This window comes from Paenibacillus validus NBRC 15382 (assembly GCF_004000985.1).
In the GTDB taxonomy this organism is placed as follows: domain Bacteria; phylum Bacillota; class Bacilli; order Paenibacillales; family NBRC-103111; genus Paenibacillus_G; species Paenibacillus_G validus.
On record NZ_BIMH01000020.1, the window covers coordinates 55,337 to 79,908 of the forward strand.

General features: G+C 60.6%; 21 protein-coding genes and 1 riboswitch. Of the genes, 4 read left to right on the top strand and 17 right to left on the bottom strand.

Annotation, left to right across the window (positions count from 1 at the left end; all coding sequences use genetic code 11):
• Window positions 1-629: 629 nt before the first annotated feature.
• The 4 genes from PVA01S_RS14835 to pheS form a co-directional block, all read right to left on the bottom strand.
• Window positions 630-1,196 carry a CvpA family protein gene (locus PVA01S_RS14835; RefSeq protein WP_054798139.1) on the bottom strand — a complete coding sequence of 189 codons (567 nt, stop codon included), beginning with the start codon at window positions 1,194-1,196 and terminating at the stop codon, window positions 630-632.
• Window position 1,197: 1 nt separating this feature from the next.
• On the bottom strand, window positions 1,198-3,777 hold the full coding sequence (gene zapA / locus PVA01S_RS14840; RefSeq protein WP_127608247.1) for a cell division protein ZapA: 2,580 nt from the start codon (window positions 3,775-3,777) through the stop codon (window positions 1,198-1,200).
• A 112-nt stretch (window positions 3,778-3,889) separates the two neighbouring features.
• Window positions 3,890-6,340, bottom strand: coding sequence for a phenylalanine--tRNA ligase subunit beta (gene pheT, locus PVA01S_RS14845; protein WP_127608248.1), 2,451 nt, complete (start codon window positions 6,338-6,340; stop codon window positions 3,890-3,892).
• A 20-nt stretch (window positions 6,341-6,360) separates the two neighbouring features.
• Window positions 6,361-7,395: a phenylalanine--tRNA ligase subunit alpha gene (pheS, locus tag PVA01S_RS14850; RefSeq protein ID WP_127608249.1), complete on the bottom strand. Its 1,035-nt coding sequence runs from the start codon at window positions 7,393-7,395 to the stop codon at window positions 6,361-6,363.
• Window positions 7,396-7,892: 497 nt separating this feature from the next.
• Here pheS and PVA01S_RS14855 point away from each other — a divergent pair, with 497 nt between their 5' ends.
• Complete coding sequence (locus PVA01S_RS14855) at window positions 7,893-8,366, top strand: hypothetical protein (RefSeq protein WP_054798279.1); 474 nt, start codon at window positions 7,893-7,895, stop codon at window positions 8,364-8,366.
• Window positions 8,367-8,474: 108 nt separating this feature from the next.
• The gene (locus PVA01S_RS14860) at window positions 8,475-8,684 is read left to right on the top strand and encodes a YwbE family protein (RefSeq protein ID WP_127608250.1); all 210 of its coding nucleotides are present in this window, start codon (window positions 8,475-8,477) and stop codon (window positions 8,682-8,684) included.
• 309 nt (window positions 8,685-8,993) lie between these two features.
• Here the strand turns inward: PVA01S_RS14860 and PVA01S_RS14865 are convergent, their stop codons facing one another.
• Complete coding sequence (locus PVA01S_RS14865; protein WP_127608251.1) at window positions 8,994-10,319, bottom strand: cytochrome P450; 1,326 nt, start codon at window positions 10,317-10,319, stop codon at window positions 8,994-8,996.
• Window positions 10,320-10,463: 144 nt separating this feature from the next.
• Here PVA01S_RS14865 and PVA01S_RS14870 point away from each other — a divergent pair, with 144 nt between their 5' ends.
• Window positions 10,464-11,423, top strand: coding sequence for a hypothetical protein (locus PVA01S_RS14870; RefSeq protein WP_127608252.1), 960 nt, complete (start codon window positions 10,464-10,466; stop codon window positions 11,421-11,423).
• Between the two features lie 70 nt (window positions 11,424-11,493).
• Here PVA01S_RS14870 and PVA01S_RS14875 read toward each other — a convergent pair whose 3' ends face one another.
• Genes PVA01S_RS14875 through cobJ form a run of 10 tightly spaced genes read right to left on the bottom strand, consistent with a single transcriptional unit; the run spans window position 11,494 to window position 22,383 of the window.
• Window positions 11,494-12,915, bottom strand: a complete 1,422-nt coding sequence (locus PVA01S_RS14875; protein WP_054800328.1) for a cobyrinic acid a,c-diamide synthase CobB — start codon at window positions 12,913-12,915, stop codon at window positions 11,494-11,496.
• A gap of 47 nt (window positions 12,916-12,962) precedes the next feature.
• A complete protein-coding gene (locus tag PVA01S_RS27270; protein ID WP_236596003.1) occupies window positions 12,963-14,108 on the bottom strand; it encodes a cobalt-precorrin 5A hydrolase in 1,146 nt (381 codons plus the stop codon).
• A complete protein-coding gene (gene cobM / locus PVA01S_RS14885; protein ID WP_127608255.1) occupies window positions 14,108-14,884 on the bottom strand; it encodes a precorrin-4 C(11)-methyltransferase in 777 nt (258 codons plus the stop codon). The genes PVA01S_RS27270 and cobM overlap by 1 nt, the downstream gene beginning before the upstream one ends.
• Window positions 14,881-15,591 (bottom strand): precorrin-2 C(20)-methyltransferase, encoded by a 711-nt coding sequence (cobI, locus tag PVA01S_RS14890; RefSeq protein ID WP_127608256.1) that lies wholly within the window; start codon window positions 15,589-15,591, stop codon window positions 14,881-14,883. The genes cobM and cobI overlap by 4 nt, the downstream gene beginning before the upstream one ends.
• Complete coding sequence (cbiE, locus tag PVA01S_RS14895; protein ID WP_127608257.1) at window positions 15,588-16,859, bottom strand: precorrin-6y C5,15-methyltransferase (decarboxylating) subunit CbiE; 1,272 nt, start codon at window positions 16,857-16,859, stop codon at window positions 15,588-15,590. The genes cobI and cbiE overlap by 4 nt, the downstream gene beginning before the upstream one ends.
• 7 nt (window positions 16,860-16,866) lie before the next feature.
• Complete coding sequence (locus tag PVA01S_RS14900) at window positions 16,867-18,072, bottom strand: cobalt-precorrin-5B (C(1))-methyltransferase (RefSeq protein ID WP_127608258.1); 1,206 nt, start codon at window positions 18,070-18,072, stop codon at window positions 16,867-16,869.
• Between the two features lie 5 nt (window positions 18,073-18,077).
• The gene (locus PVA01S_RS14905; RefSeq protein WP_127608259.1) at window positions 18,078-18,728 is read right to left on the bottom strand and encodes a precorrin-8X methylmutase; all 651 of its coding nucleotides are present in this window, start codon (window positions 18,726-18,728) and stop codon (window positions 18,078-18,080) included.
• Window positions 18,728-19,507, bottom strand: coding sequence for a precorrin-6A reductase (cobK, locus tag PVA01S_RS14910; protein WP_054798272.1), 780 nt, complete (start codon window positions 19,505-19,507; stop codon window positions 18,728-18,730). Before cobK ends, PVA01S_RS14905 begins: the two co-directional genes overlap by 1 nt.
• Complete coding sequence (locus PVA01S_RS14915; RefSeq protein ID WP_127608260.1) at window positions 19,504-20,643, bottom strand: sirohydrochlorin chelatase; 1,140 nt, start codon at window positions 20,641-20,643, stop codon at window positions 19,504-19,506. The genes cobK and PVA01S_RS14915 overlap by 4 nt, the downstream gene beginning before the upstream one ends.
• A gap of 21 nt (window positions 20,644-20,664) precedes the next feature.
• Window positions 20,665-22,383 carry a precorrin-3B C(17)-methyltransferase gene (cobJ, locus tag PVA01S_RS14920; RefSeq protein WP_127608261.1) on the bottom strand — a complete coding sequence of 573 codons (1,719 nt, stop codon included), beginning with the start codon at window positions 22,381-22,383 and terminating at the stop codon, window positions 20,665-20,667.
• A gap of 266 nt (window positions 22,384-22,649) precedes the next feature.
• A riboswitch (cobalamin riboswitch) is annotated at window positions 22,650-22,852 on the bottom strand.
• 290 nt (window positions 22,853-23,142) lie between these two features.
• Between cobJ and PVA01S_RS14925 the strand changes: the two genes are divergently transcribed.
• Window positions 23,143-23,508: an MmcQ/YjbR family DNA-binding protein gene (locus tag PVA01S_RS14925; RefSeq protein ID WP_127608262.1), complete on the top strand. Its 366-nt coding sequence runs from the start codon at window positions 23,143-23,145 to the stop codon at window positions 23,506-23,508.
• Window positions 23,509-23,528: 20 nt separating this feature from the next.
• Here PVA01S_RS14925 and PVA01S_RS14930 read toward each other — a convergent pair whose 3' ends face one another.
• Together PVA01S_RS14930 and PVA01S_RS14935 are read right to left on the bottom strand one after the other, a co-directional pair.
• On the bottom strand, window positions 23,529-23,867 hold the full coding sequence (locus PVA01S_RS14930) for a hypothetical protein (protein WP_412760980.1): 339 nt from the start codon (window positions 23,865-23,867) through the stop codon (window positions 23,529-23,531).
• A gap of 102 nt (window positions 23,868-23,969) precedes the next feature.
• Entirely contained in the window at window positions 23,970-24,410 is a 441-nt protein-coding gene (locus PVA01S_RS14935; RefSeq protein WP_127608263.1) for a hypothetical protein, read from the bottom strand.
• Window positions 24,411-24,572: the final 162 nt, after the last annotated feature.

Genomic DNA, 24,572 nt, shown 5'->3' on the forward strand with positions numbered 1-24,572 from the left:
GGCGGAACGCGAAGGCGAGAAGGCTGGCTCGGTGGCCGCAGCGGCGGGACGCGATGACAGGGCCGCGATCGCGGAACCAGATGCGTTATCCACGTTTTTGTTTTGGCGTTTGGTATAATAGCGGAACTTGGGGCGGCTGCGGTCGCATTTTCACCTCTCTGCAGCGTTTGTAGCGAAATTCCCCCGTATAAGAGACCACAGTTCCGCTTTTGCCCGAATGGGTGCTGAAAGTTGAGAATCAAGGTACCCGTGTTCCGCTATTTTTGGAAAGTATGCCAAAAAGGACTCCTTGCGGAGTCCCTGACGGTGAACACAATTTGGTCACTGCTCTGAACCTTATGAATCTCGGGTCTACCCTCATTGAACACTATGCAGTACGGATACTACAATAACGTCTCTGCGGCACATCCCCTCGCTTCTAGTCGGATTCAACAACAACTTCCCCGGCATTGCTCGTTAGAACCTCCAACGGAACCACACCTCTCTCGCTTTCACCGTCGAAGTCTAATATGAACCGTTCATCTCGAAAATATACGCCGCTCGTCAAACCTATTTTGCATGATGGCCTGTGGTGAACGTCGGACATCTCATAGATGCAGATCGCAGCGGCATGGCAAGCGCTGTACAAGTTACGCTTTCACCCGCTCCGAGCGGTTCTCCCACATTTCCTGCAGCTTGTCGGTCACGACGGGCGTATGCTCCAACATATACGGGGCTGTCATCGACGTTTGGAGCAAGCGCTGCGCCGTATCGTTAGGAAAGACCGTCATGACGTGTACGGCGATCAACGCGATCAGCCCCGCTTCCACGAACCCGAGCGCGGCGCCGCTCCACTTGTTTACCGTCTTGATGCCCGGTGCGGCGGCCAGCCAGTTCAGCAGCCTTCCGGCTACGCTGAAGCCGAGCTTGACGCCAAACAGCAGAATGCCGAAAGCCAGCGCGTTGTAGACATACGTATCGAGATGCAGGCCTTCCGCCAAAAACGCGTACTTGCGGTACGTCTCATGCTCCGACAAGTTCAACAGGCTGCGAATCCACGGGGCCGTGTCGTCATAAAAAGCAAACGCCGCGACATAGGCCAGAAACAAACCGACAAACGAAACGAGTTGCCCGACGAAACCGCGGGCGTAACCGAGCACGGTTCCGGCGGCAACGACCGCCAGAACCGCGTAATCCAAGCCATTCATCGGCTGCATGCTAATCTTTCTCCACAAGTTCGATCCACTCGTTATATTCGACCTGCAGCTTCTCGTATTCCGATTTCAGCGATTCCAGCTCGCGGAACACCCGTTCGGCCTTCTCCTGCTGCGCGTCATACTCGGCTTGCAGCGCTTGGTGCTGCCCGATTTGGAGCTTCAGCTCCTCTTGCAGCTCATTGTACAGCTCCACCTGCAAGCTAAGTTCACGCTGCTGTGAGACGAACTCTTTCTGCAATTGACCGGCCTGCGAAACCGCAGCTTCCAGTTCGTTAATCCGCGAGGCTTGCGAGGCAAGACGGGCAGTCAGGACGTTGTGCTCTTCGAGCGACGTTTTTTGCTTCGCTTCCCAGGCCGCGCATTGTTCCTGCAGGGCGCGACTGAATTCTTGGGCGCCCAACACTTCCTTCTGCGCGTCGATCAAGCGGCGTTCCCGTTCTTCAAGCTGACGCTCGAGCTCGGCAAGCCGCGTTCGAAGCTGTTCATTCTCTTGGGTGCTCGAGGACTCCTGCTCCGCGAGCCGTTGAACCATCTCTTGATACTTCTTCTGGAGCTCGTCATACAGCTCCTGCACCAGCCCAAGCTCCTCCTGCTTGCCCTGCAGCAAGGTACGCAGCTCGTCCGCTTGTGACGCCTGGATTTCGCTCCGCCGCTGCCACTGGCTGCTGCTCTCCTGCAGCTGCAGGTTATACGCCTGCTGCTGCCCGAGCTGCCGCTCCAGCTCCTGGCCGCGCTGCTCCCGCTCCGCGAGCTCCTGCTGCAGCTCCGCTGCCCGGGCCGCCCGCGCCTCCAGCTCCACTCGCGCACGAGCCTCCGCCTCGGCCAGCTCGCTCACACGGCGCTGCTCCAGCGCCTCCAGCTCGCGGGCATGCTCCGCGCGCAGCGCTGCCTCCGCTTCCGCCAGCTCCCGTATGCGCGCAGCTTCCGCCTCAAGCGCCTGACGCAGCTCCGCTTCTCGCGTTACGCTGTCTTCGCGCTGACCGGCCAGCTCGGCTTCGAGCACGCCGTACAGCTCAAGCTGCAGCTCGAGCTCCTCCGCCTGCTCCCGCTGAGCCGAACGCAGCGCCTCCAGCTCCGCCTGCAGCCCATCCGCACGCTGCTGCTGCTCGCGGCATTGCTCGAGCTGCTCGCCAAGCTGCACCTGCAGCCGGCGGTGCTGCTCTTGCTGCTCGCGCAGCTCCTCTGCCCTGCGCTGCTCGGCCGCTTCGAGCGCGCGAGCGGTCTCCGCTTCGCACTCCGCCAGCCGCGCGTCAGCCGCCGCTGCCTGCTCGGCCGCTTCCCGTCCAAGCTCCGCAATGCGGCGCTCCAGCTCCGCTTCGCGCTCCGCCAGACGCGCGTCGGCCGCTGCCGCCTGCTCGGCCGCTTCCTGCTTCAGCTCGGCTTGGCGCGCTGCCTCCACTTCGAGCGCAAGCCGCGCGCGCTCTTCCGAGGCGGCCAGCTGCGCTTTCAGCTCCGCTTCACGCGAGCTGCTTTGCTCCAGCAGCTCGTCATAGAGCGCCACCTGCAGCTCCACTTCCTGCTGCCTGCCGCCGAGCTGCTCCTGCAGCTGATCCAGCTGCTCGCTCAGCTCGGCGTACTGCCGCTCGCCCGTCGCGACGCGCTCAGCAAGAAGCTCCCGCTCAGCGGACAAGCCGCTCAAGCGAAGCTCCAACGCAGCACGCGACTCTTCGCCTTCGCGCAGCCGCAACGCGAGCTGCTCCGCTTCGCGTGACTGCTCGGCCGTAAGCTCCTCCAGCTCGCGCAGCCGCGCCGCCAGCGTCTCGCGCTCTCCTTGCGCTTCACCCAAACGGCGCTCCAGCTCGGCGCGCTGCCGCTCGCAGTCAGCGATCTGCTGCGCAGCTTGCTCCGCTTTGCGCAATTGCTCCGCATGCTCCAGCTCCAGCGCCGCCAAGCTTTCCGCCAGACGGCTGCGCTGCGATTGCTCTTCGCCGAGACGCAGCCGCAGTTCCTCGCGCAGGCGCTCGCTTTCCTGCAGCAGCTGCCCCAGACGCTCCGTCTCGCGAGCCTGCTCCGCGCTGCGTCCTTCGAACTCGCGCGCACGCTCCAGCGCTTCGGCCATCTGCACTTCGAGCTGGGTCAGCCGTTCCTCCCGGATGCGCAGCAGCTCGGTTTTCTCGGTCAGCTCCGTTTCAGCGACTTCGTACAAAGCGCCCAGCTCCTCGACCTGCCCCTGCAGCTCGACTTGCTTCCCTTCGAACGCCGCTTTAACGGCAAGCAGCTCATCGCGTTCCGCCGACAACGACCGCAGCCGCTCGCGATCGGCGTCAACCGACTGTTGAAGCTCCCCATACTTATCCGTTAAAGCCGCCAGCTCGCCCTGCACCCTCGCAAGCTCCCGCTGCTGTTCCTGCGCAGCTTCGACCTCCTGCTGCATGCGGGTCCATTCGTCCGCCATATTGACGGCCGCAAGAACGGCGATTTTAGGCAGATCCAGACGCGGACTGCCGGCGGCGATGCGGTGCATTTGGTCGTTCACGACGGCAACGACGCGTTTTATATAGGAAGGGCTGGATTTGGATACTAATTTATATTGGGAGCCATAGATGTCGACGGTCATCCGTACTTTATCTTCACCGTTCACGAAGCCGTTCCCCTTTCACACAAAAAATTCTCCGTATCCTGAATTATTCGATACGGAGAATTGCTTTTCCTGCTAGGAGTTAATACGTTTTGTCGGTCAAAAGCAGCCTTCGTTATTTACGCAATTCCGCGCCGTAGGAAGCTTCCAGCGCCGCCACGACGCGGACGTGCAGCTCGCTGACTTCCTCGTCGGTCAGCGTCCGCTCAGGCGTCCGGTAGACGAGCGATATCGCAACGCTCTTCTTCGACGAGTCGATCCGGTCGCCTGTGTAAATATCGAACACCTGAATCGATTCGAGCCAATCGCCGGCCGTAGCTTGCGCCGTTGCGATCAGATCGCCGACGGCGACAGCGCGGTCCACCACGAGCGCCATATCGCGAGTAATCGCCGGGAACCGGGGCAGTTGGCGGTACGTAAACCGTTCGCCGGCCAGCTTCGCGAGCGTCTCCAGCTCCACTTCGAGCACATACGTGTCGGCGAGATCTTTGGCCTGCTGCAGCGCGGGGTGAAGCTGACCGATCGTACCGATCACCCGGCAAACGCCGTCTTCCTCCACTTCGATCGAAGCGGTACGTCCCGGATGGAAGCCTTCCGGCTTAGCAGCGACGTAACGAATGCCCTCGATGCCCAAGTACGACACAACGCGCTCAAACACACCCTTCAGGTCGAAAAAGTCGACATTGCCCGGCTTTCCGGTCCAATGCAGCTCGCTGCGCTTGCCGGTCATCAGCGCGGACAGCAGCAGCTTCTCTTCCGGAAGCTTGCTCAGCGACGACTCGCTGCTCAAGAAGACGCGTCCGATCTCAAACAGCGCCACGTCGTCGATGTTCCGGTTGCGGTTATACAAGGCCGCATCGATCAAATGCGGCACAAGGCTCGTGCGCAGCACGCTGCGCTCCTCGCTCATCGGCATCGCCAGCGCCACCGGCTGCGCATCCCGATAAGCCCCGGCGAACGATGCGATTTGCTCCGGATGCGTGAACGAATACGTGATCGCCTCATGCAGCCCGCTGCCCGTCATTAAGCGGCGGACTGTCCGGCGTATCGCTTGTTCTTTCGTCAAGGCGCCAGGCGTCGTCTCCGTGTTCATCAGCGTCGTCGGGATGTTGTCGTACCCGTGCAGACGGGCCACTTCTTCAATCAAATCGACGGTGCGGGTAATGTCTCCGCGACGGCTCGGCACATGAACAAGCAGCCCGTCCTGCTCCAGCGGCTCGAACGTGAAGTTCAGCCGTCGGAAGATCGATGTCACTTCGTCCATCGTCAAGCTCGTCCCCAGGTAACTGTTAATGCGGCCGAGCGTGATTTCGATTTGCACCGGACGATGCTCGCGCGCCACAGCTTCGACGATACCGGAGGCCACCTGACCGCCCGCAAGCTCGGCCATGAGCGCTGCGGCCCGGTTTAACGCCGGAATAACCGCTTCCGGGTTCACTTCCTTCTCGAAGCGCAGCGAGGCTTCCGAACGCAGGCCCAGCTGACGCGACGTCTTGCGGATCGTGCCGCCGTCGAACTTCGCGGATTCGAGCAGGATGCGCGTCGTGCCCTCCGACACCTCGGAATTCGCGCCGCCCATCACGCCCGCGAGTCCGACCGGCTTCGTACCGTCCGTAATCAGCAGCATATGCGGCTCGAGCGTCCGCTCCACGTCGTCCAGCGTCACCAGCTTCTCGCCTTCGCGCGCGAAGCGGACGTCGATGTGCCCGTTCGCCAGACGGTCGGCGTCAAACGCATGCAGCGGTTGGCCGTATTCCAGCATCACGTAGTTCGTGACGTCGACAATGTTGCTGATCGGGCGGATGCCCGCCGCCATGAGGCGGTTTTGCAGCCAGAGCGGGGAAGGCCCGATCTTCACGCCTTCAATCAGCCGCGCCGCATAATGCGAGCAGGCGTCCTTGGCCGTAATTTCGACCGAAATACGATCGGATGCTGTAACGGGCGACTCCGTATCCTGCAGACCGGACGCGCTATCCGGGGTCTTGACGTCGCGACCGAGAATCGCTCCGATTTCATAAGCCGCGCCCAGCATGCTTAAAGCATCGGACCGATTCGGCGTCAAGTCGAGGTCCATCACCTCGTCATTAATCGCCAGCACTTCCAGAATGTCCGCGCCGATCGGCGTATCCGCCGGCAGCACGAGAATGCCTTCTTGAATTTCCTTCGGCAGCAGCTTGTCGTTGAGACCGAGCTCTTTCGCCGAGCAGATCATGCCCTGCGACTCGACGCCGCGCAGCTTCGCGCGTTTAATAACGAGACCGTCCGGCAGCTTCGCGCCGACGATGGCGACGGGCACCTTTTGCCCCGCGTCCACATTTTTCGCTCCGCATACGATTTGCAGCTCCTCGGCTTGGCCGACGTCCACCTTACAAACGCTCAGCTTGTCGGCATCCGGGTGCTTTTCGCGGGATTTCACGTAACCGACCACGACGCCGGTCACGCCTTTGTTCCGGTTTTCCACGATATCGACTTCAATGCCGCTGCGCGTCAGCTTCTCGGCGAGCTCGTTCGCCGTATAACCGCTTACGTCGACATATTGAGATAACCATTGGTAAGATACTTTCACCTAGTCCACGCTCCTCTCTCTTACAAGTGGACGAACTGCTTCAAGAATCGCAGATCGTTCGTATAGAAATGACGAATGTCTTCAATGTCGTACTTCAGCATCGCGATCCGCTCGACCCCGAGGCCGAACGCAAAGCCGCTGTACTCCTCCGGATCGTACCCGGCCATCTCCAGCACGCGCGGATGCACCATACCGGAGCCGAGAATTTCCAGCCATCCGGTATGTTTGCACACGCGGCAGCCGTGTCCGCCGCACATGGCGCAGGTGACGTCCACCTCGGCGCTCGGCTCCGTGAACGGGAAGAAGCTCGGGCGCATCCGGATTTGCGTTTGCTTGCCGAACAGCTCCCGCATGAACTGGAGCAGCGTCCCTTTGAGATCGCTCATGCGGATGTTGCGGTCGATGACCAGCCCTTCGATTTGCGTAAACATGTGCGAATGCGTCGCATCGTCGTCGTCGCGCCGGTAGACGCGGCCCGGACAAATGATTTTGATCGGCACATGGCCCTTCATCTTCTCGAGCGTACGCACCTGAACCGGAGACGTATGGGTCCGCATCAAAATTTCTTCCGTCACGTAGAACGAATCCTGCATGTCGCGCGCCGGATGGTTTTTCGGCAGGTTGAGCGCTTCAAAGTTGTAGTAATCCTGCTCCACTTCCGGCCCTTCCGCGACCGTATAGCCCATCCCGATGAAAATGTCTTCGATTTCCTCGATCACCTTGCTGATTGGATGCACCGCCCCGCGTGCAACCGGACGTCCCGGCAGCGTCACGTCGATCGTCTCGGCTGCCAGCCGCGCCTCGGTTTCCGCCCGGTTGTACTCGGCCTGCTTCGCCTCGATCACGTCCTCGATAGCCCCGCGCACCTCGTTGGCCACCTGCCCGATGAGCGGGCGCTCCTCCGCGCTCAACGCTCCCATCCCGCGCAGCACTTCGGTCAGCGGACCTTTCTTGCCCAAATATTTGATCCGCAGATCGTTCAACTGCTGCTGGTTCTGCACGCCCGCCAGCTCGCCGAGCGCCTCGTCCTTCAACTGCAACAAACGTTCTTTCATCGTGATCTTACCCTCCTTAAGTGTTGTACGAATGCTCCATATCCACGCCACGCAAAAAAGGCCTCCCCGTCCCGGATAAGGGACGAAAAAGCCGTGGTACCACCCTTGTTAGAAAGCTGCGACGCCGCACTTGAACAGGGCGACTCGAAGCGCTTCTCACTTCGTTGAACATAACGGTTCGTAAACCGGTGACCCTCTACTTGCCGCAGCAATAGCTTTCGCGGTTTCAAGGGACTGCTCGGGAGCGAACTTCGGCAGCCTGATTCTTTCGGACCCGCTCTCAATCTCCGGCGGGGCCTCCCTGTGAAGAAGCACTGCTTACTTGTCTCCGTCCACGCATTTGACGGTATGGATTTAACAAGTATTATATGCAAATGGGCCTGCAGATGCAAGGGCGTCCGCCCTTCCGGTCCGGTTCGGCGGTTTGGAATCCGAAGGGGCTGTGGTATAATTCATGGATAATCATGCTAGCAGATGACGAAAAAGTGGGGTCCTTCATGTTAACCTTCGAACAAAAATTGTCCGTGATCGAATCATTCCCCGAACTGACGCGTAAAGACGTGTCGCTCGGGCGCATTAATTTTCATTATGAAGAAAGCGGCTACGACAAGAAAATCGTCGTCTATCACCTGCACCCGAACGGCAACGGCTTCGTCTATGCCGGTCATACGGCGGACTATGCGACGGACGAGCGCGGTCTCGTGAACATCCGCGACTACTCGGCCGAGGAACTGCGCAAGCTGATTCGGGCGTCGATCCAATCGCTCGCCCCGAAGACATCCGCCGAGCAGGCCGTCAGCGGCGATGCGGCGGAGGAAGAACGCTGGCACGGGCCGAACGGCCAGACGCTGCTGCTCATTCACGAGGACGAGCTGTGGTACCTGTACGCCGGCTTGAATCTGGAATCCGCCTTCGAAACGTATGAAGAAGCGGCCCGGTATTTGCAAGAGGAAGGCTTCAAGCGCCCGTAATGGGTGCGGAAGAACCTCTGTGAACGCGAACACCGCGGACACTCGGACTTGAACTTGAACTTGAACTTGAATTTGAACAAAGCAATCGGATTGGAGTGCAAACGAACCATGCTTACAGGACAGCAGCGCAGTCACATTCGCCCGGGGCTCGAGGTCGATATCGTGCTGAAGCAAGACCAGCGGACCGGCAAGACGACCCGCGGGATCGTCAAGGACATTCTCACGAACTCTCCGACGCATCCGCACGGCATTAAAGTCCGGCTGCAGGACGGCCAGGTCGGTCGCGTGAAATCCATTATCGGCGCCGCTAATTCTTAACGGACGAACACCCCCGTATCCAGCCGGAGCCGGGGGTGTTCGTCTGTTATAGAGAAGGAATGTTCTCCGCCTTTCTTCGAAAATTTTCGAAAACTTGCAACTTGGCTCCATTTTGTTTCGTCTGGATAAGGTACGTCTCGTACACATAGAGAGAGGCGCGAACCATATGAAAGGGGGGTCCTTCGTTATGAAACTGCTTAAAAATGTGCTTCTTGTTCTTCTAGGCTGCGCTCTATGCTACCTGCTCGTCGGCGTGCAGTTTGTTGACCTCATTCGCTCTCTCGTCGCTTAAAAACTTCCATGACTGACTTACGTTCGGCGGCATGGCCGCATCCGCAAGCCGCCTTTGACCCGCAAGGAAATCAGCGGCTCGGGGATAGCCGGAGCTTCCGTTGTGCGCTCGAACCGGTACGCCCTGCCCAGCTCCGCGAGAATAAGCGCCGCCTCCATCATCGCGAACTGCGAGCCGATGCAGCCGCGCGAGCCGCCGCCGAACGGAAAATAAGCGAACCTCGGCCAGCCGGCGCTTTCCTCGGCAAACCGCTCCGGCCGGAACGCGTAAGGGTCGCCGAATACGCGCGGATTCCGGTGAACCGCATAGGGACTGATCAGAAACGAGCTTCCCGCCGGGAAGGTTTCCCCCAGCACGTCCACCTCACGCTCCGCCTCCCGCAGAATCGTCCAGGCCGGCGGATATAGCCGCAGCGTCTCTTGTATGATCTGCTGAGTGTACTTGAGCTTGCGATACTGCTCGAACGCCGGGCCTTCCGATTGCCCGGGCGCATCGACTTCGGCGTGAAATTTGGCGGCGGCGTCCGGCTCCCGGTCGAGCGAATACCATGCCCACACAAGCGCATTGGCCGTCGTTTCATGACCGGCAATCAGCATCGTCATCAGTTGATCGCGGACTTCCGTATCCGTGATCGGCTTTCCATCCTCGTCCTTCGTATCGAGCAGCAAGCCAAGGAGTCTTTCCTCGTACCGGTCGGGCCGTTTCCTTGCATCCGTTATCGCTTCCCGAACAACCGACTCCAGCGTACGAATCGCCCGTTTGTGTACGCGGTGTCCCCGTGTCGGCACACCGAACGGGACGATGAACGGAAAGAACAACGTACGTGCCGACTCGCGAATCGCGATATCGACGGCGTCCGCCAATTCTTTCTTCCGCTCTGCGACATCCGTTGCGAACATGCCTTTGGCAATGACGGATAACGTCAGGCGCATCATCTCGTCATGCAGCTCCACAGGCTGTCCGTCCTGCAGCGATTCGATCGCTCGCTGCGATTCCTCCGCGACGATACGCGCGTACGCCTGAATCCGTTCTTTGTAGAACGCGGGCGTCAAATATTTCTTCTGCCGCCGGTGCTCCTCTTTTTCCGACGTCAGCAGCCCGTCACCGATCGTCCTTCGAAGCACTTCCGAGCTTCGGCCCTTGCGGAAATACGCTTCCTTGGCGACCAGGATTTCGTGGATGAATTCCGGCGCATTGACGATATAAGAGGGACGCTTCTCTCCCGAACGCAGGGAAATCACGTCGCCGTCCTGCAGCACCTCTACTAACAAGCCGAGCGGATCGCGTTGAAATGCGATAAAATTGCGCATGCGCGACGTGCGGATGTCTACGATGCGAGACATAGCTTGAACGCCTCCTCCGAAACCCTATGGATGTATGTCCCAAAGTATACCATGTTTAGAAGAACGCAGGCATTTATCGGGCGGGAACCGTTTCAAGAAGCAAGATATACGTAACGAAAGTGTGCGAAAAGGGAGGAAGAGAAGGTGAGGAAACGCTGGATTTGGATGATGACGCTATTATTGCCGCTGACGGCTCTCGCTTGGGCCGCCTTCCCGCATCCGTGCGCCGCCTGTTCTTGTGCGGCGGTCACTCCGCTGCAAGCCGCCGAACATGCGGCGGCAGTTTTCGAGGGGAAGGTGCTGGGCATCCGCGAGACGTACGATCCATACGACGAAAGCGGGGCAATCGGAAGACGATACGCCGTTCGCCTGGAGGTCGATTCGATCCGGAAAGGCGAGCTGCCCTCGGAAGCTATCGTGTACACCGGCTTCCATTCGTGCGGCATTGATTTTAAGCAGGGGGAAACGTATTTGGTATACGCGCAGGAGCGGCATCCCGGCGAGCTGGAGACGCATCTTTGCGCAGGGACGAAGGCGCTGACGGATGCCCGGGACGATTTGGCCCTGCTGCCCGTCGGCGTAAAGCCTTCCACCCAAGCCGATCTCTCCGGCAGCCTGATGACGGAGGTACCGGGCTGGCTGGCCTTGTATGCGAAGCAGGCGTGGAACAAGCTGACGCAGCCGCACGCGCTTGCCAAGCTGGGCTTGCTTGCGTTAGGGTTCGCCATCGCCTGTGCTTTCGTTGCGACGAAGCGCAAACGGCTGCCGCTCTATAGCCTTTCGCGCGTTATCGGCTTGTGCGGCGGAGTGTACAGCTCGGCCCTGTGGATCAGCCTCATCTGGCTGAATCCCTACGCGCCGCTTTCCAATCCCAGCGAATGGCTGGCGGTGCTGCTGTTCGGTCTCGCTCCTGCGCTGCTCGCCATCGTCTCCTCCGTTCGGCGGCGCCCATGGGGAATGCTGGCGGCTCTGCTGTGGGCCGCCCCGCTAAGCTTATATGTGGCGGCGACGCCTGGAGTCTTTCGCTGGGCAGGCGTCGCACTTCCGTTCTATATGCTGGCTTGGCTGATGATGAAGCTGCACAAGGACTCGTCAGCGCGTTGATGCAATGCCCTGCAGCGGTGGGCGGTGCAGGTTCGCGCAAGGATCGCGCAGGCAAGATCAGCATAAGCCGCTAGGCTCGCTCCGCCTTGTAGGCCTCGCATTCGGCGAGCCAGCGCGGGACGATGCCCGGATTCGACGCAAAGTGAAGGTGCGTGTAGCCGGCAATCAGCCGGTTCCGCAGAGCGCCTTCGGTCTTCGTGCCGCGCATGCCTTTCGTCTCGTAGGCATGCGCCGGGAGCGCCGTCTCGTCAGGCGGCTCGTAGACGGAGTAGTGGAACTCGTGCCCGCGCGCAGCCTCGCCTTCCGGCAGCAGGAAGTTGCCGGGTAAACCGGTCACCTCGCGCAGTCCGAGCGCCGCCAGCTTCCGCTGCATCGTCACCTGTCCGGGGACGAGGCCGACCATCGGGAAGCTGCGTCCGTCCGTATCGCGGATCGACCCGGTCAAGTACATGAAGCCGCCGCACTCGGCCAGCGTCGGCAGGCCTTGCTCCACCGCCCGCCGGATCGATTCGGCGACCGCGGTTTGCGCGCCGAGCCGCTCGGCAAACTCCTCGGGGAAGCCGCCTCCGATGTACAGGCCGCCCGCATCCTCCGGCAGCGGCTCCCCGGCCAGCGGTGAGAAGAAGCGCAGCCGGGCGCCGTACAGCTCCAGCAGCTCGAGATTTTCCTCGTAGTAGAAATGGAACGCGGCGTCGCGGGCGACAGCCAAGGTTACCGGGTATTTCCTCGCCGGTTCCGCGAAGATCCGATTCGCCGGACTCGGAGGCAGCCCAAGCTCGTCCGCGAGCTCGCTTAGCTCCAGCAGCTTGTCCATATCGGTTGTCTGCTGCAGCCTCTCCGCGAGGGCGTCGAAGAAGCCTCCAAGCTCGCCCCGTTCGATGGAAGGCACGAGGCCGAGGTGCCGCTCCGGCACCGACAGCGCCTCTTCCCGCAGCAAATAACCGATGACCGGAACGCCGCACTCCTGTTCGATCGCTTCCTTCACGATGCGGTAATGCCCGGCGCTTCCGACCTTGTTGGCGAAGACGGCCGCGATTCGCACGCGCGGATCAAGCAGCTGAAAGCCCTTGACGATTGCCGCCGCACTGCGCGCCATGCTTTGGCAGTTGACGACGAGCAGCACCGGAGAACCGAGCAGCAGACTGATTTCGGCCGTGCTGCCGACGTTCGATTTCGGGTCTTTGCCATCGTAAAAGCCCATCACGCCTTCGATCACGGCAAGGTCCGCATCCGCCGACGCGCGTTCGTACAGCTCCCGCACCGCTTCCGCTCCGAACATCCAGCTATCCAGATTCCGCGACGGTCTGCCCGTGACCGCCTTGTGATACGTCGGGTCGATATAGTCCGGCCCGCATTTAAACCCCTGCACCTTCAATCCTTTGCCTCTCAGGGCGGCCATGATGCCGAGCGTCACCGTCGTTTTGCCGGCGCCGCTTCCGGTGCCCGCAATCACGAGACAACGCCGGCCTGCCGCCGCACACTCCTGATCCATCCTGCCAATCCTCCTAAATAACGTTTGGATAAGCCGCCCCGCCTCCGTTATTTTAAAAAAGGCGCGACGGCTACCGAAATCGTGACGTTGCCGCTTTTTTTCTTCGTCAAGGCCAACTGCTGCGCACCCGTATATCGTTTGGCGGCCGGTTCGCTGACGCCGTACGCTCCGGTAAACTTGTACACCGTGTCGGACGGGTCGTCGATCGGCATCTCGTTCAGCTCCTGCGGCGTATAGCACACGAGCGGCCAGCCGTGCGAGCGGCATACCGCAAGCAGCCCTTCCTCGTCCTGTTTCAGGTCGATCGTACAGACCGCCTTTACGCTTTGCAAGGAAAAACGAAGCTCGCTGAGCGTATCGCGCACAACCGCTTCGATCTCCTCGGCGGACGTCCCGCGGTTGCAGCCGATGCCGAGCGCAATCACTTTAGGGCGGTACAGCACGCCGTTCGCCAGAATCGGCAGCTCCTCCGGCTCCAGCAGCCGGTGCGTTACCACCAGCGCCGCCTGCGGCTCGTCCGCCAGCGCGCTTGAGATATCGCCGTATGTGCGGATATGCGGCGGCAGCGGCGTGTCGTGCAGCCACCAATCCGGCTCGCCCGACTCCTGCACGACGGCGACGCGCTCCTCGTTCACGACCGACGCGCTGACCGGCGTCAGCTTGTCGGCGCTGTCCCACGTCCAGCCGAAACGGCGGCCGAACAAGTCGACCGCGATCGTCTTCTGCACGTCGGACGCCGTCGTGATGACGGCTCTGGCGCCGAGCGCCGCCGCCACCTCGCGCGTCAGCTCGTTCGCGCCGCCCAAATGGCCCGACAGCACGCTGATGACGTGCTCGCCCTTGTCGTCAATGACGACGATGCCGGGGTCCTTCTTCTTATCTTCCAGCAATGGAGCGATCATCCGGACGACCGCGCCCAGCGATATGATGCAGACAAGCCCCTGATAAGCCGGAAAAAGCGCCGGATACAGCAGGCGCACGCTGCCCTCGAACAGCTGGATGCCTCGCTCCGCCTCGTCTCCGCGCGCAAACTTGGACATGTAATACACATCGGTGGCGCCGCCGAACGACGCTTGCAGGCGCCGGGCCAGCTCCGCGCCGTGCTTCGTGATCGCGACAACCGCATAATCGCCGCTGCGCCGGATTTCCGGCACGGCTCCTTCCTGCAGCTTGATGGCGGCGGGCGTTTGCATCACGGCTTCACCCCCTTGCGGTAGCCGTGAGTGAACGTGGCGTCGTACAGCTTCGAGCGGTACGCGTCATTCTCGTGAATATGCGGATCGAGCGCCCAACCGGCCAAAATCATCGCGTGCTTTCGAATGCCGTTCACCCGCATATCTTCGTCGAGCCGCTCCAGCGTGGAACGGACGACCACTTGATCCGGCCACGAGGCCCGCTGCACGACGGCAACCGGCGTCTGGGGCGACCAGCCCGCTTCCGTCAGCTCGCGCACGACCTTCTTGGTGAGCGTCGCGCTAAGAAATAGCGCAAGCGTGCAATGGTGCTTGGCCAGATCGCGCAGCTGCTCGCGTTCCGGCATCGGCGTGCGTCCTTCCACGCGCGTCAGAATGACCGTCTGCGTCAGCTCGGGAATCGTCAGCTCGGCGCCGATCGCGGCGGCCGAAGCGAAGACGGAGCTGACGCCGGGCACGACTTCGATGCCGATGCCTTCGCGCTTGAGCAGCGCCGCCTGTTCCATGATGGCGCCGAACATCGACGGATCGCCGGTATGGACGCGGGCGACCATTTTCCCCGCCCTGACCCGGTCGGCCATGATTCCCACCATCTCTTCCAGGCTCATGCCGGCGCTCAGCAGCACTTCCGCCTCCGGCTTCGCACGCGCGATCAGCTCATCGTTGACGAGCGAATCGGTGTACAGCACGACGTCCGCTTCCTGCAGGAGGCGCAGCCCTTTGACCGTAATCAAATCCGGGTCGCCGGGGCCCGCGCCGATTATATATACTTTCATTTTCTCACCACCATCAGCGTTAAATATTCGAGCTCCCGCCCCGCCAAGTCGGCAACGTTGCGCCATATTTGCTCCTCGGCCGAGGTTACCTTGGTCAGGACGGACGCCTTGTCCGTCAAGCCGAGATCGCCCAGCACGCGCAGCATCAGGTCGATGACCTTCGCTACCTTGATGAACACGACGGCATCGTGGGTTTCGAGCGCCGTCCGCATCGCCTCGTAATCGTCCGTCGCCGGTACGATCGCCACCTGTTCGTCGCCGTCCGCCAGCGGAATGCCGAGTCTCGAAGCCGAAGCGTTGATCGACGAAATGCCGGGCACGGACACCGCCTGCACCTCGGGATGGCGCTCGTTCATGAGCCGCATCAAATGAATATAAGTGCTGTACAGCATCGTGTCGCCCTCGGTGACGAAGGCGACGTCTTTCCCTTGATTCAAGTGCTCCCACACGGTATCGACCGTTTTGTTCCACTGCTTCTCCAGCGCCTCGCGGTCTTTCGTCATCGGGAACGTCAGCCCGAGCATCGTTTTCTCCGTCGTGTCCACATACAGCTCGGTAATGGCAAGGGCATAGCTTTTGGCCCCCGATTTTTTACGCGGGTAAGCGATGACAGGACATTGTTTCAACAGGCGGAACGCCTTCACCGTAATTAATTCCGGGTCGCCCGGCCCGACGCCGAGCCCGTAAAGCGTACCAAGGTTAGTCATCTTGAGGTTTCCTTTCTGTCTGTGAGGGTGCACTCGTGATCCGCCGGTTTCCGCCGGGCGGCGATGATGTAAACCGGATTTAAGCTTTCAAACCGCGTCATATCGAGGATCGGCTTGCTGCGGCTCAATTGAGCGAGTGTGATGTCGGCCCGGAAGCCTTCATCGGCAAAAGCTTGCGCAGCTGCCGCCAGGTTCTCAATCGTCACCGCGTTCAACACGATCGTACCGCCCTGTCTTAGACGCGAGCAGCACAGCGCCAGCAGATCCCGCAGCTCGCCGCCGCTGCCGCCGATGAACACGGCGTCGGGGTCCGGGAACGACTCCAGCCCTTCGGGCGCTTTAGCGTGCACGAGCGTGATGTCCGTGCGGAACTTGCGCGCGTTCTCGCGGGCGTTGGCCAGATCGCCTTCGTTCTTCTCAACGGCGTACACGGCCCCCTCCGGGCAGAGGCGAGCGGCTTCGATGGCCACCGATCCGGTGCACGTGCCGATGTCCCACACGATGCTGTCCCGCTTCAGGCCGAGCGCGGCGATGCTCAACACGCGCACTTCGCGCTTCGTGATGAGCCCTTTATCCGGCTTCCGCTGGGCGAATTCGGCGTCGTCAATGCCGAGCGGCCATGCCGGGGGCATGACGCCGGGGCTTTTGGCGCGCAGCACGACGACGTTCAACGGCGCGAAGTCGCCGCTCGAGAGGGCCGCAAGGTCGGTTAAACCGTACCAGCCGGTCCGCTCCTTCTCTCCGCCCAGATGCTCGGCGACGAACGCCTCATATTCCGTCATCCCGTACTCCAGCAAATAGGCCGCAACGGCCGCCGGATGGTTGATCTCGTCGGTGAGCAGCGCCACCTTCGGCTTGCCGTCGATCCGCTGCGCCAACCCCCGGATCGGCCGACCGTGAAGGCTTACTGTGAAGGCATCGTGCCAGCCTTCGCCGATCCGCGCGAACGCAAGCTGGACCGAGCTCACGAATGGCAATACCTCGATCCGGCCGGGCAGCTTCGCCGCCAAATACCCCCCGATGCCGTAAAACAGCGGGTCCCCGGATGCGAGCACCAACGTGCTCCGGCTCTCGTTGCGCAGTTGTTCGACGAGTTCGCCAAGCCCGCTGCGAATCATGACTTTCTCCGCCGGGCTGTCGTGGAACATCTCCAGCTGCCGTTCCCCGCCGACAAGCACCCCGCATTGTGCGATCCGCTGCAAATAAGCGTCCGGCAATCCGGCCCTCCCGTCATCGCCGACGCCCATCACCACGATCGTATTTTCCATGTTCCTCTCACCTTTCCCTGTCGCTTCCGGATTGTTCCCCCGGCCCGTGTGAAGCTGTTGCGGCAGATCGCCCCAGCAGCTCGCCCTTCATCGAGATAATAACGGTTTCGATCTGAAGGCTTTCGTCCGGCTCGCCTTCCGCCTGCCGTTCGCGCAGGTCCGCCGGGCGGCTCCTGCTCCCGGTTTCCTTAAGCAACGCTCGGCAGCAGTATTCGCCCATCCGCTGGAAGAAGGCCTCGTTCCCGAGCGCCTGCATCATATCGCCGACCTGTGCGGCCGTATTGGCTTCCCGGATCTGCTGCAGCGTCTCCCCGGACGCCCCGGCCTGCTCCGCCAGCCCGGCGAGAAAGCCGAAGTCGACGGGGGCGCTTTTGGAGTGCACCATCATCACGCCCTGCGCCACTTTGGAAAATTTGCCCATCATGCCGACGAGGGTGATGCGCCTGATGCCCTGCCTGGCGCATTGCTGCACGGCAAATCCGACAAAGTCGCCCATTTCGACAAACGCCTCCTCCGGCAGCACCGGATACAGCTCCATGCCGAACTTTTCCGTACGGCCTCCGGTGGAGAGGACGATATGACGGACGCCGCTCTTGACGGCCACCCGAATCGCTTGGGCGACGCTTGCTTTGTAGGCCGCCGTCGAGAAAGGCACGACGATACCGCGCGTGCCGAGAATCGAGATGCCGCCCAAGATGCCGAGCCGCGCATTGAGCGTTTTCTTCGCAATCTCTTCGCCCTCCGGCACCGATACGACGACCCGCACGCCACGGTGAATCTCGTAGCGGTTGAGCACGGCCGCAACCGCTTCGCGGATCATTTTGCGCGGCACCGGATTGATGGCAGCCTGACCGACGTCGACGGGCAGCCCCGGCTTCGTCACCCGACCAACGCCGATGCCGCCGTCGATGTCTATGCCTTCCTCCGGGGTCCACGAGACCTCGGTTATAATTCTCGCGCCATGCGTTGCGTCCGGGTCGTCGCCGCCGTCCTTGATGACTTCGGCGCAAGCCCGCGTCTGCTCGAATTCGCACCGGACGATGTCGAACGTCACATCCTGCCCGATCGGCAGCCGGATCGTCGACTTCATGACCGTTTCCTGCACAATGAGCGCCTCCAGCGCCGCCTGAGCAGCCGCCGTGGCGCAAGCGCCCGTCGTATACCCGTGACGAAGCGGCTTCGTCTCCTGGTTGTCCGCACCGGCCTTGACCATGTCTGTTACCCCTGACGCTCCGCGAGCAGCGACAGCGCATTAACGGTCGCAACCGCGACCGGACTTCCGCCTTTGCGGCCGATATTCGTGATGAACGGCACGTCCAGCTTCAGCAGCTCTTCCTTCGATTCCGCCGCCGACACGAAGCCGACCGGGACACCGATGATTAAACCGGGACGCGCTTCGCCCTCCTTGACGAGCCGAATCAGCTCCAGCAGCGCCGTCGGGGCGTTGCCGATCGCATAGATCGCGCCGTCCGCTTCCCGCGCCGCCTTGCGCGTCGCGATGATCGCGCGCGTCGTATTGAGCCGCTTCGCCTCCTGCATCACGTCGGGATCGGATATGTACACCCGCACCTCGCCCCCGAACTTCTCCAGACGCGGCTTGCTGATGCCGACCTGCACCATCTGCACATCCGCCACGATCGGCTTGCCGCTGCGGATCGCCTGAATACCGGCCTGTACGGCATCCGGATGAAACACGAGGCTGCGCCCCAGCTCGAAATCGGCCGAAGCATGAATAACCCGCTGCACGACTTTATACTGCTCCTCGGCATAATCGTGCGGGCCGAATTCCTCCGTAATCATCTCGAAGCTTTTTTCTTCAATTTCCTGCGGCTGTACGGTCACCGGTTTAAAATCCGTGCGAAAATCCATTACCGACGCACCTCCTGTGCAATTTGTCCGAGCTCGGCGAGCACGCCGTCAAACTCCGTGTAGACGACCCCGTAATCAAGCGCCGGCCGGCCGATCACAATCGTGTCGATGTCCATCTCAAGCGCGGCCGACAGCTTCTCTTCCACGGCGCCGACTTGTCCGCTTTCCTTCGTGATCAGCACCGTGACGCCGTAATGCCGATAGAACGCCTGATTGATTTCCTTCGAAAATGGCCCCTGCATGGCCACGATGTTCCTCTGCTCGACGCCGAGCTGCTCGCACTTCTCCATGTTGTCTTTACGGGGCAGCATGCGCGCGACCAGCGTCGTATCCGGCAGCCCGACCAGCTTCTCGGCAAACACCTGCAGCGTCTTGCTGCCCGTGGCGAGGAATACGACACCGCGCTTTTGCGCCGCCAATTCCGCCGCCTGCTCGTAGTCGTCGACGAAGGAAAGGCGCGGGTGGGCGGCGAACTTCCCGCGCTCGCGCTCATAGCGGACGTAAGGCACGTCCGCCGTGCGGGCCGCCGCCATCGCATTGCGCGACGCTTCCTCGGCGAACGGGTGCGTCGCGTCGACGACCGCCTGGACGCTGCGGCTGCGGATCAGCTCCACGAGCGCCGCTTCGGACAGCCTCCCGACCTGCGTCGGAACACCGGCCTCCATGAGGCTCTTCGCCGCACTCTCGGTGACGACGGTCGCCAGCAGCTCGTAGCCGGCTTGCCGGATGCGTATTGCCAGCTCACGCGCGTCGCTCGTTCCGGCCATGACGAGGATCATGCGGGCACCTCCTTCGTAGAAGCCGGAGACGGCGCTGCCTCCTGCGGCTGCTCGCGATGCTGATCCTGTTGTTCATGGCCGGGATGGCGCTTATGCTCATGATCATGATCATCGGCATGCGCGTGGACATGGCTGTGTTCCTGTTGATGCTTAGATTCGTGGTCATGCTCGTGCTCGTCGCCGTGCGCATGAATGTGTTCGTGCTCATGGTTATGAGCGTGCTCGTCGCCGTGTGCATGACGGTGCCCGTGCTCATGTTCGTGACGGTGCTCGTGCTCATGATGATGCTCGTGCCCATGGTGATGACTGTGGTCATGATCATGATCATGATGATGATGCTTCATCGCTTCCAGCCGGAATTGACACATGTCGCAATTCATCCGCACCTGCCCCTGCAGCGCTTCCTGTGCGCGCTCCCGCATAATCTCGCGCAGCATCGGGTGGAACCCGAAGTATTCGGCAAGCACGAACTCGCGGTCCGGATACGTCTCCGCGAACGAGGCCGTCAGCTGCTCCAGCCTCTTGATCAGTACGCCCGTGAACAAAAAGTACGGCAGCAGCACGATGCGTTTCGCGCCCAGCCTGACACAGCGGTCCACGCCTTCGTCGGCCCGCGGGGCGGTTACGCCGATGAACGCCGTCTCGACCCATTGCACGTTGAGCCGTTCCCACAGCAACCGGGATATTTTAAACAAATCGCTGTTCGCATCGGCGTCGCTGCTCCCTCTTCCGATCAATAGCAGCGCCGTATCCGGCGATTCGATCAAACCGTCGACACCGGCCTCCGCCAGCCGGGTCTGCAAAATATCCAGCGCCAGCTCGTGTACGCCGATCGGTCGGCTGTAAATAAATTCGACACCGGGAAACTGACGCTTCGCCTCATCCATAGCCGCCGGAATATGGAGCTTCGCATGTCCCGCCGCAAACAGCGTAATCGGCACAACGCCAACCCGGGTCGCCCCCCGGGCGACGCACGCGGCAAAGCCTTCCCGCATGGAAGGGGACTCGAACTCCAAAAAACATGTTTCTACAATCGGCACATCCAGCCCGTTCTCCACCGAACGGACAAAGGCGCGCACCTCTTCGTTTCCTTCCGGATCACGGCTTCCGTGACCGACAAATAACAAGGCGTCCATCTACGATCCGCCTCCCTTCGTTTAATCGCCGCAGACGGCATTTTCAATCTTGAACACCGGCACTTCCCGGTAACGATATCCTTCAAGCTCCTTGATCCGGCTATAATATTTATGAAAACGCTCGTTCGGATGGGCCTCATCCGCATACCGCCTGACGATCCGCTCCACCGTCTCCAGCAAGCGATCCGGCTCTACGCCTTCAGCCACCGGGATGCCCGGATGAGCGTTGCGGCCGACCGTTTTGCCGCCGAGGAACAGATCGAACTTTTCCTTGCGGTACACGATGCCGATATCTTCCCGCACCGCGCCGTAACAAGCCATTCCGCAGCCGTTGAAACCGATGCGCAGCTCCTTTGGCACCTTCAGGCCGCCGATTCGCTGCTGCAGATCCTCCAGGTAAGGAACCGAATCCGCTTTGTCCATATTGCAAAAATCGCATGCCTTGATTTGCGCGACATCGCCGACCGGCGCCAGCAGCAGCCCAGCCGCCTCCAGCCGCGATACCGCCTGCTGCGGCTCCGAAGTCACGAGCCTCACAAGCCATTGATGATGCGGCGTATATTCAATCGAACCGTCTTCGCCCACGATGTCGGCCAGCAGCGTCAGTTGGGCGGCCGTCAATCTCTTCTCCGCGAGCCCGGGGCTGACGGCGAACTCGAGAATCTCCCGCCGCCGGAACGGATCGCTTTCGCGCTGCCAGGACGGCGTCTCGGCCGGCGCTCCGGCGTTCGCCGCACCGCGCTGCGTCTCCACGAGCCGCAGCGCCTCGAGCGCCAACGCTAGCGGCGACGCGGCAGCGTCCCCCGCTGCGCCCTCCGCTTCCTTCGCAGCCGTCGCCTCTGCGGCAGCCGCTTCGCTCTTCGCCGCTCCCGCTGCCGGCTCTCGCTCCGCCGTCGCAACAGCGCCTTCCCGCGCTTCGAGCGACCACGGCTCCGCCTCGGCGCGCAGCCGCTCATGCGGCTTCAACGGCTGCACGTCCGCGCCGAGCGTATACTTGCGCTGGTAGCCGCGCGGCGTAATCATCAGACCGTCGTAGACGACCGTCGCCGAGTTGCCGATAATAACCGTCGTCAGCATGCCGATGTCGTGCTCCAGCATGCGTTCGAGCGTCGTGATGGCAATCTCTTCCCGGTCCCGGTAGGCGCTTTTGACAATACCAACCGGCGTTTGCGGCGACCGGTAACGCAGCAGCACGCTGCGCGTCTCGACGATTTGCCGGGTGCGCCGGCCGCTTCGCGGGTTATATAACGCGATGACGAAGTCGGCCGCCGCCGCCGCTTCGACCCGCCTAATAATGAGGTCCCAGGGCGTCAAATGGTCGCTCAGGCTGATCGTGCAGGCATCGTGCATGATCGGCGCTCCAAGCAGCGAACCCGTCGAGTTGATCGCCGAGATGCCCGGAATCACCTCCACGTTGACACCGGTGTCCCGACGCCAGCCTTGCTCCATCAATACTTCGTAGACGAGGCCGGCCATCCCGTACACCCCCGCGTCCCCGCTCGAGATAACCGCGACTTTCCGGCCGGCCTGCGCCTGCCGAACCGCCTCCTGCGCCCGGCTGACCTCCTCGGTCATCCCGGTACGTACGATATGCTGCCCGCTCAGTAAACCGCGGATCAAATCCACGTATGTGTTGTAGCCGATGATGACCTCGCTCTCCATGATCGCTTCTTTCGCCGCTTGCGTCATATGCTCGAAGCTGCCGGGGCCAAATCCGATAACCGATAGCTTGCCTTTCATCGTTTCGTCCTCCCTTCCAGTCGCTGAACGATAATAGCGGAACCATCAAACAAACCAACCCACGCAAAAAAAGCATCCTTCCTCTCGGAAAGATGCTTGACGATAAAGTGAACCGGCTGCTGCCGGGGTAAATTCCCGCGCGTTTGCCGAATATGACGGCAAGCGCTTGGCTCTAACCCGCAGTACGCCTGAACCCATTCCCGTACACCCCCCTATCCGCGTAGGCTTTCTGGTGACTTTGCCGCTCTCGTCGCGTTCGATCGTGACAAGGCAGCGGAAAACAGGCAGGTCTCCTGACTTGCGTCTCATCGCTTTTTCACGCGCCTTCCCATCGACGAATCGACAGTGGCCTGGATCGGAAAAAGCTCCTCGCTTACAGTGGCGGGACCGTGCCGGACTTACACCGGCTTCCCTATTAAGCCGATACGCGCAATGGCGGCATATCGGCACCTGTTCTCTGAACTCAATATAAAATTAGGTACGTATTCACGCATTTCTTTGATAATCAACTCCCATGATAGCACGATTATTTCAAGACTGTCCAACTCTTTGTCGGAAAGGGAGCTTGATGCGGGAGGTTGAGATGACACGCGTCAGGAGTGCTTGCCGCTTTTGTCGCCGCGCTGGGCGCCCGGCCTGATGCCTATGCTTGTGGTCACGCAAGTCTTCGGCCAGCTGCGGTTATGGCTTTTCATCAGAGCCGGGATCGGATATGCTGAAATAAAGGCAAAACCGCCGCTGAAAGGAGCCTCTTGTCAAATGAATCACGAGTTATTGATCGCCCTGGCGTTGAAGAAACCCGGAACCAGTCTGCGTTACCCGTTCGAGCCCGATCTTCCGGTGCTTTATGTCGGCAGCAAAATGTTCGCCTTATTAGGCCATCAATCCGGCGTCCCGAGCGTCAATCTGAAGGCCGATCCGGACACAATCTGGCTGATGCGCCAGACGTATCCAGACACCGTGCTGCCGGGATATCATATGAACAAAAGGCATTGGAATACCGTCATCTTGAACGGAAAGCTGGCGGATGAGGAGCTTGAGAACATGCTTGAAGAGTCGTATCAGCTTGTCAGACGGAACTTGTCAAAAGCGGAGAAGGAAGCGATCTGGGGCCCCGGGCAGTGAAAGAGCTGAACCTCTTAACGTTACTCCCCGTGATGTGTATCCCGTGCCGTGAATGCGGCGATCGCGCCGAGCAAGATCAGCATGGAGGCCGCCCACAGGACGCCGCCAATGCCGAGCCACAGCGAGTTTCCTTCCGAAGCCATCGAAGGGTGCGTCGGCCTCGTGCCGATCGCCTTCAGACAGCAGGCCACCGCTGCGCTGAACACCACGAAATGCGCGATCACCCACCCGAAGGCGCTGCGGTATACTTCTTTTCGCCCTTTTATCCAAAGCAAAATGACAAAAACAAACGAAATGCCCATGACGATGCCGAAACCGCCGACGAGCAGCGCCATCGTTTCCTGTTCCATCGGTAACAAGGCTGTTGCCCTCCCCCTGGTACGTTTTTCATAGGGATTCCCCCGTTCCTCGTGGACGGCCCGGGATAGATACACGTTTCTTCCCGCCGCAAGCCCTTCCCTCTACGAACGATTCGGAATGACAACGACGGAATTAAAGTAACGCAGAAAGTCGCACATCATTTTAAACTTCACCATGTAATCCTCGAAGCTTCCCTGCATGCCTTCGGCCAACTGATGAAGCTGCCAGGCGTTGCGGTACAGAAATTCGAGCACTTGCTCCTCGGTTTTAGGCTTATGCAGGTCCGTGCCGTGAAGAATTTCGAATTCCAGCAGTATCTTGCCTCTGTAATAAGGATGCACGTTCACCACGTTGCCGGGGTTCGGATTCGGTTCGATGTAGGCCAGACCCGTTTGTTCGAAAGGCAGCATCAGCAGGTTCGTAACCCGGTCTTCCAGCTGTACGGTATAAGCCAGTCCGTGATGAAGCGAGATCATAAACGGATAATTGTCAAACTCTTTCTTTTTGAGACGTTCATAAAAGAACTCTAAAAATGACGGCATGGTTCCACCCTTTTTCGCAATCTCTCTCAACTTGAATTTTCGTAAGCGCTCTTCTTTCAGCTTCCGCCGATTCGAACATCTTCCGATGAAAATATTACTATAAGTTTACACGATCTACCACTCGCGTAGTGAAAAGCCCGCAAAAAAAAGACGCCAGGCAAA

Coding starts and splice junctions, on each gene's coding strand:
- PVA01S_RS14835 (WP_054798139.1), bottom strand. CDS start 1,196: ATGCAGCCGATGAATGGCTTGGATTACGCGGTTCTGGCGGTCGTTGCC.
- pheS (WP_127608249.1), bottom strand. CDS start 7,395: ATGAAAGAACGTTTGTTGCAGTTGAAGGACGAGGCGCTCGGCGAGCTG.
- PVA01S_RS14855 (WP_054798279.1), top strand. CDS start 7,893: ATGTTAACCTTCGAACAAAAATTGTCCGTGATCGAATCATTCCCCGAA.
- PVA01S_RS14860 (WP_127608250.1), top strand. CDS start 8,475: ATGCTTACAGGACAGCAGCGCAGTCACATTCGCCCGGGGCTCGAGGTC.
- PVA01S_RS14865 (WP_127608251.1), bottom strand. CDS start 10,319: ATGTCTCGCATCGTAGACATCCGCACGTCGCGCATGCGCAATTTTATC.
- PVA01S_RS14875 (WP_054800328.1), bottom strand. CDS start 12,915: ATGGATCAGGAGTGTGCGGCGGCAGGCCGGCGTTGTCTCGTGATTGCG.
- PVA01S_RS27270 (WP_236596003.1), bottom strand. CDS start 14,108: ATGCAAACGCCCGCCGCCATCAAGCTGCAGGAAGGAGCCGTGCCGGAA.
- cobM (WP_127608255.1), bottom strand. CDS start 14,884: ATGAAAGTATATATAATCGGCGCGGGCCCCGGCGACCCGGATTTGATT.
- cobI (WP_127608256.1), bottom strand. CDS start 15,591: ATGACTAACCTTGGTACGCTTTACGGGCTCGGCGTCGGGCCGGGCGAC.
- cbiE (WP_127608257.1), bottom strand. CDS start 16,859: ATGGAAAATACGATCGTGGTGATGGGCGTCGGCGATGACGGGAGGGCC.
- PVA01S_RS14900 (WP_127608258.1), bottom strand. CDS start 18,072: ATGGTCAAGGCCGGTGCGGACAACCAGGAGACGAAGCCGCTTCGTCAC.
- PVA01S_RS14905 (WP_127608259.1), bottom strand. CDS start 18,728: ATGGATTTTCGCACGGATTTTAAACCGGTGACCGTACAGCCGCAGGAA.
- cobK (WP_054798272.1), bottom strand. CDS start 19,507: ATGATCCTCGTCATGGCCGGAACGAGCGACGCGCGTGAGCTGGCAATA.
- PVA01S_RS14915 (WP_127608260.1), bottom strand. CDS start 20,643: ATGGACGCCTTGTTATTTGTCGGTCACGGAAGCCGTGATCCGGAAGGA.
- cobJ (WP_127608261.1), bottom strand. CDS start 22,383: ATGAAAGGCAAGCTATCGGTTATCGGATTTGGCCCCGGCAGCTTCGAG.
- PVA01S_RS14925 (WP_127608262.1), top strand. CDS start 23,143: ATGAATCACGAGTTATTGATCGCCCTGGCGTTGAAGAAACCCGGAACC.
- PVA01S_RS14935 (WP_127608263.1), bottom strand. CDS start 24,410: ATGCCGTCATTTTTAGAGTTCTTTTATGAACGTCTCAAAAAGAAAGAG.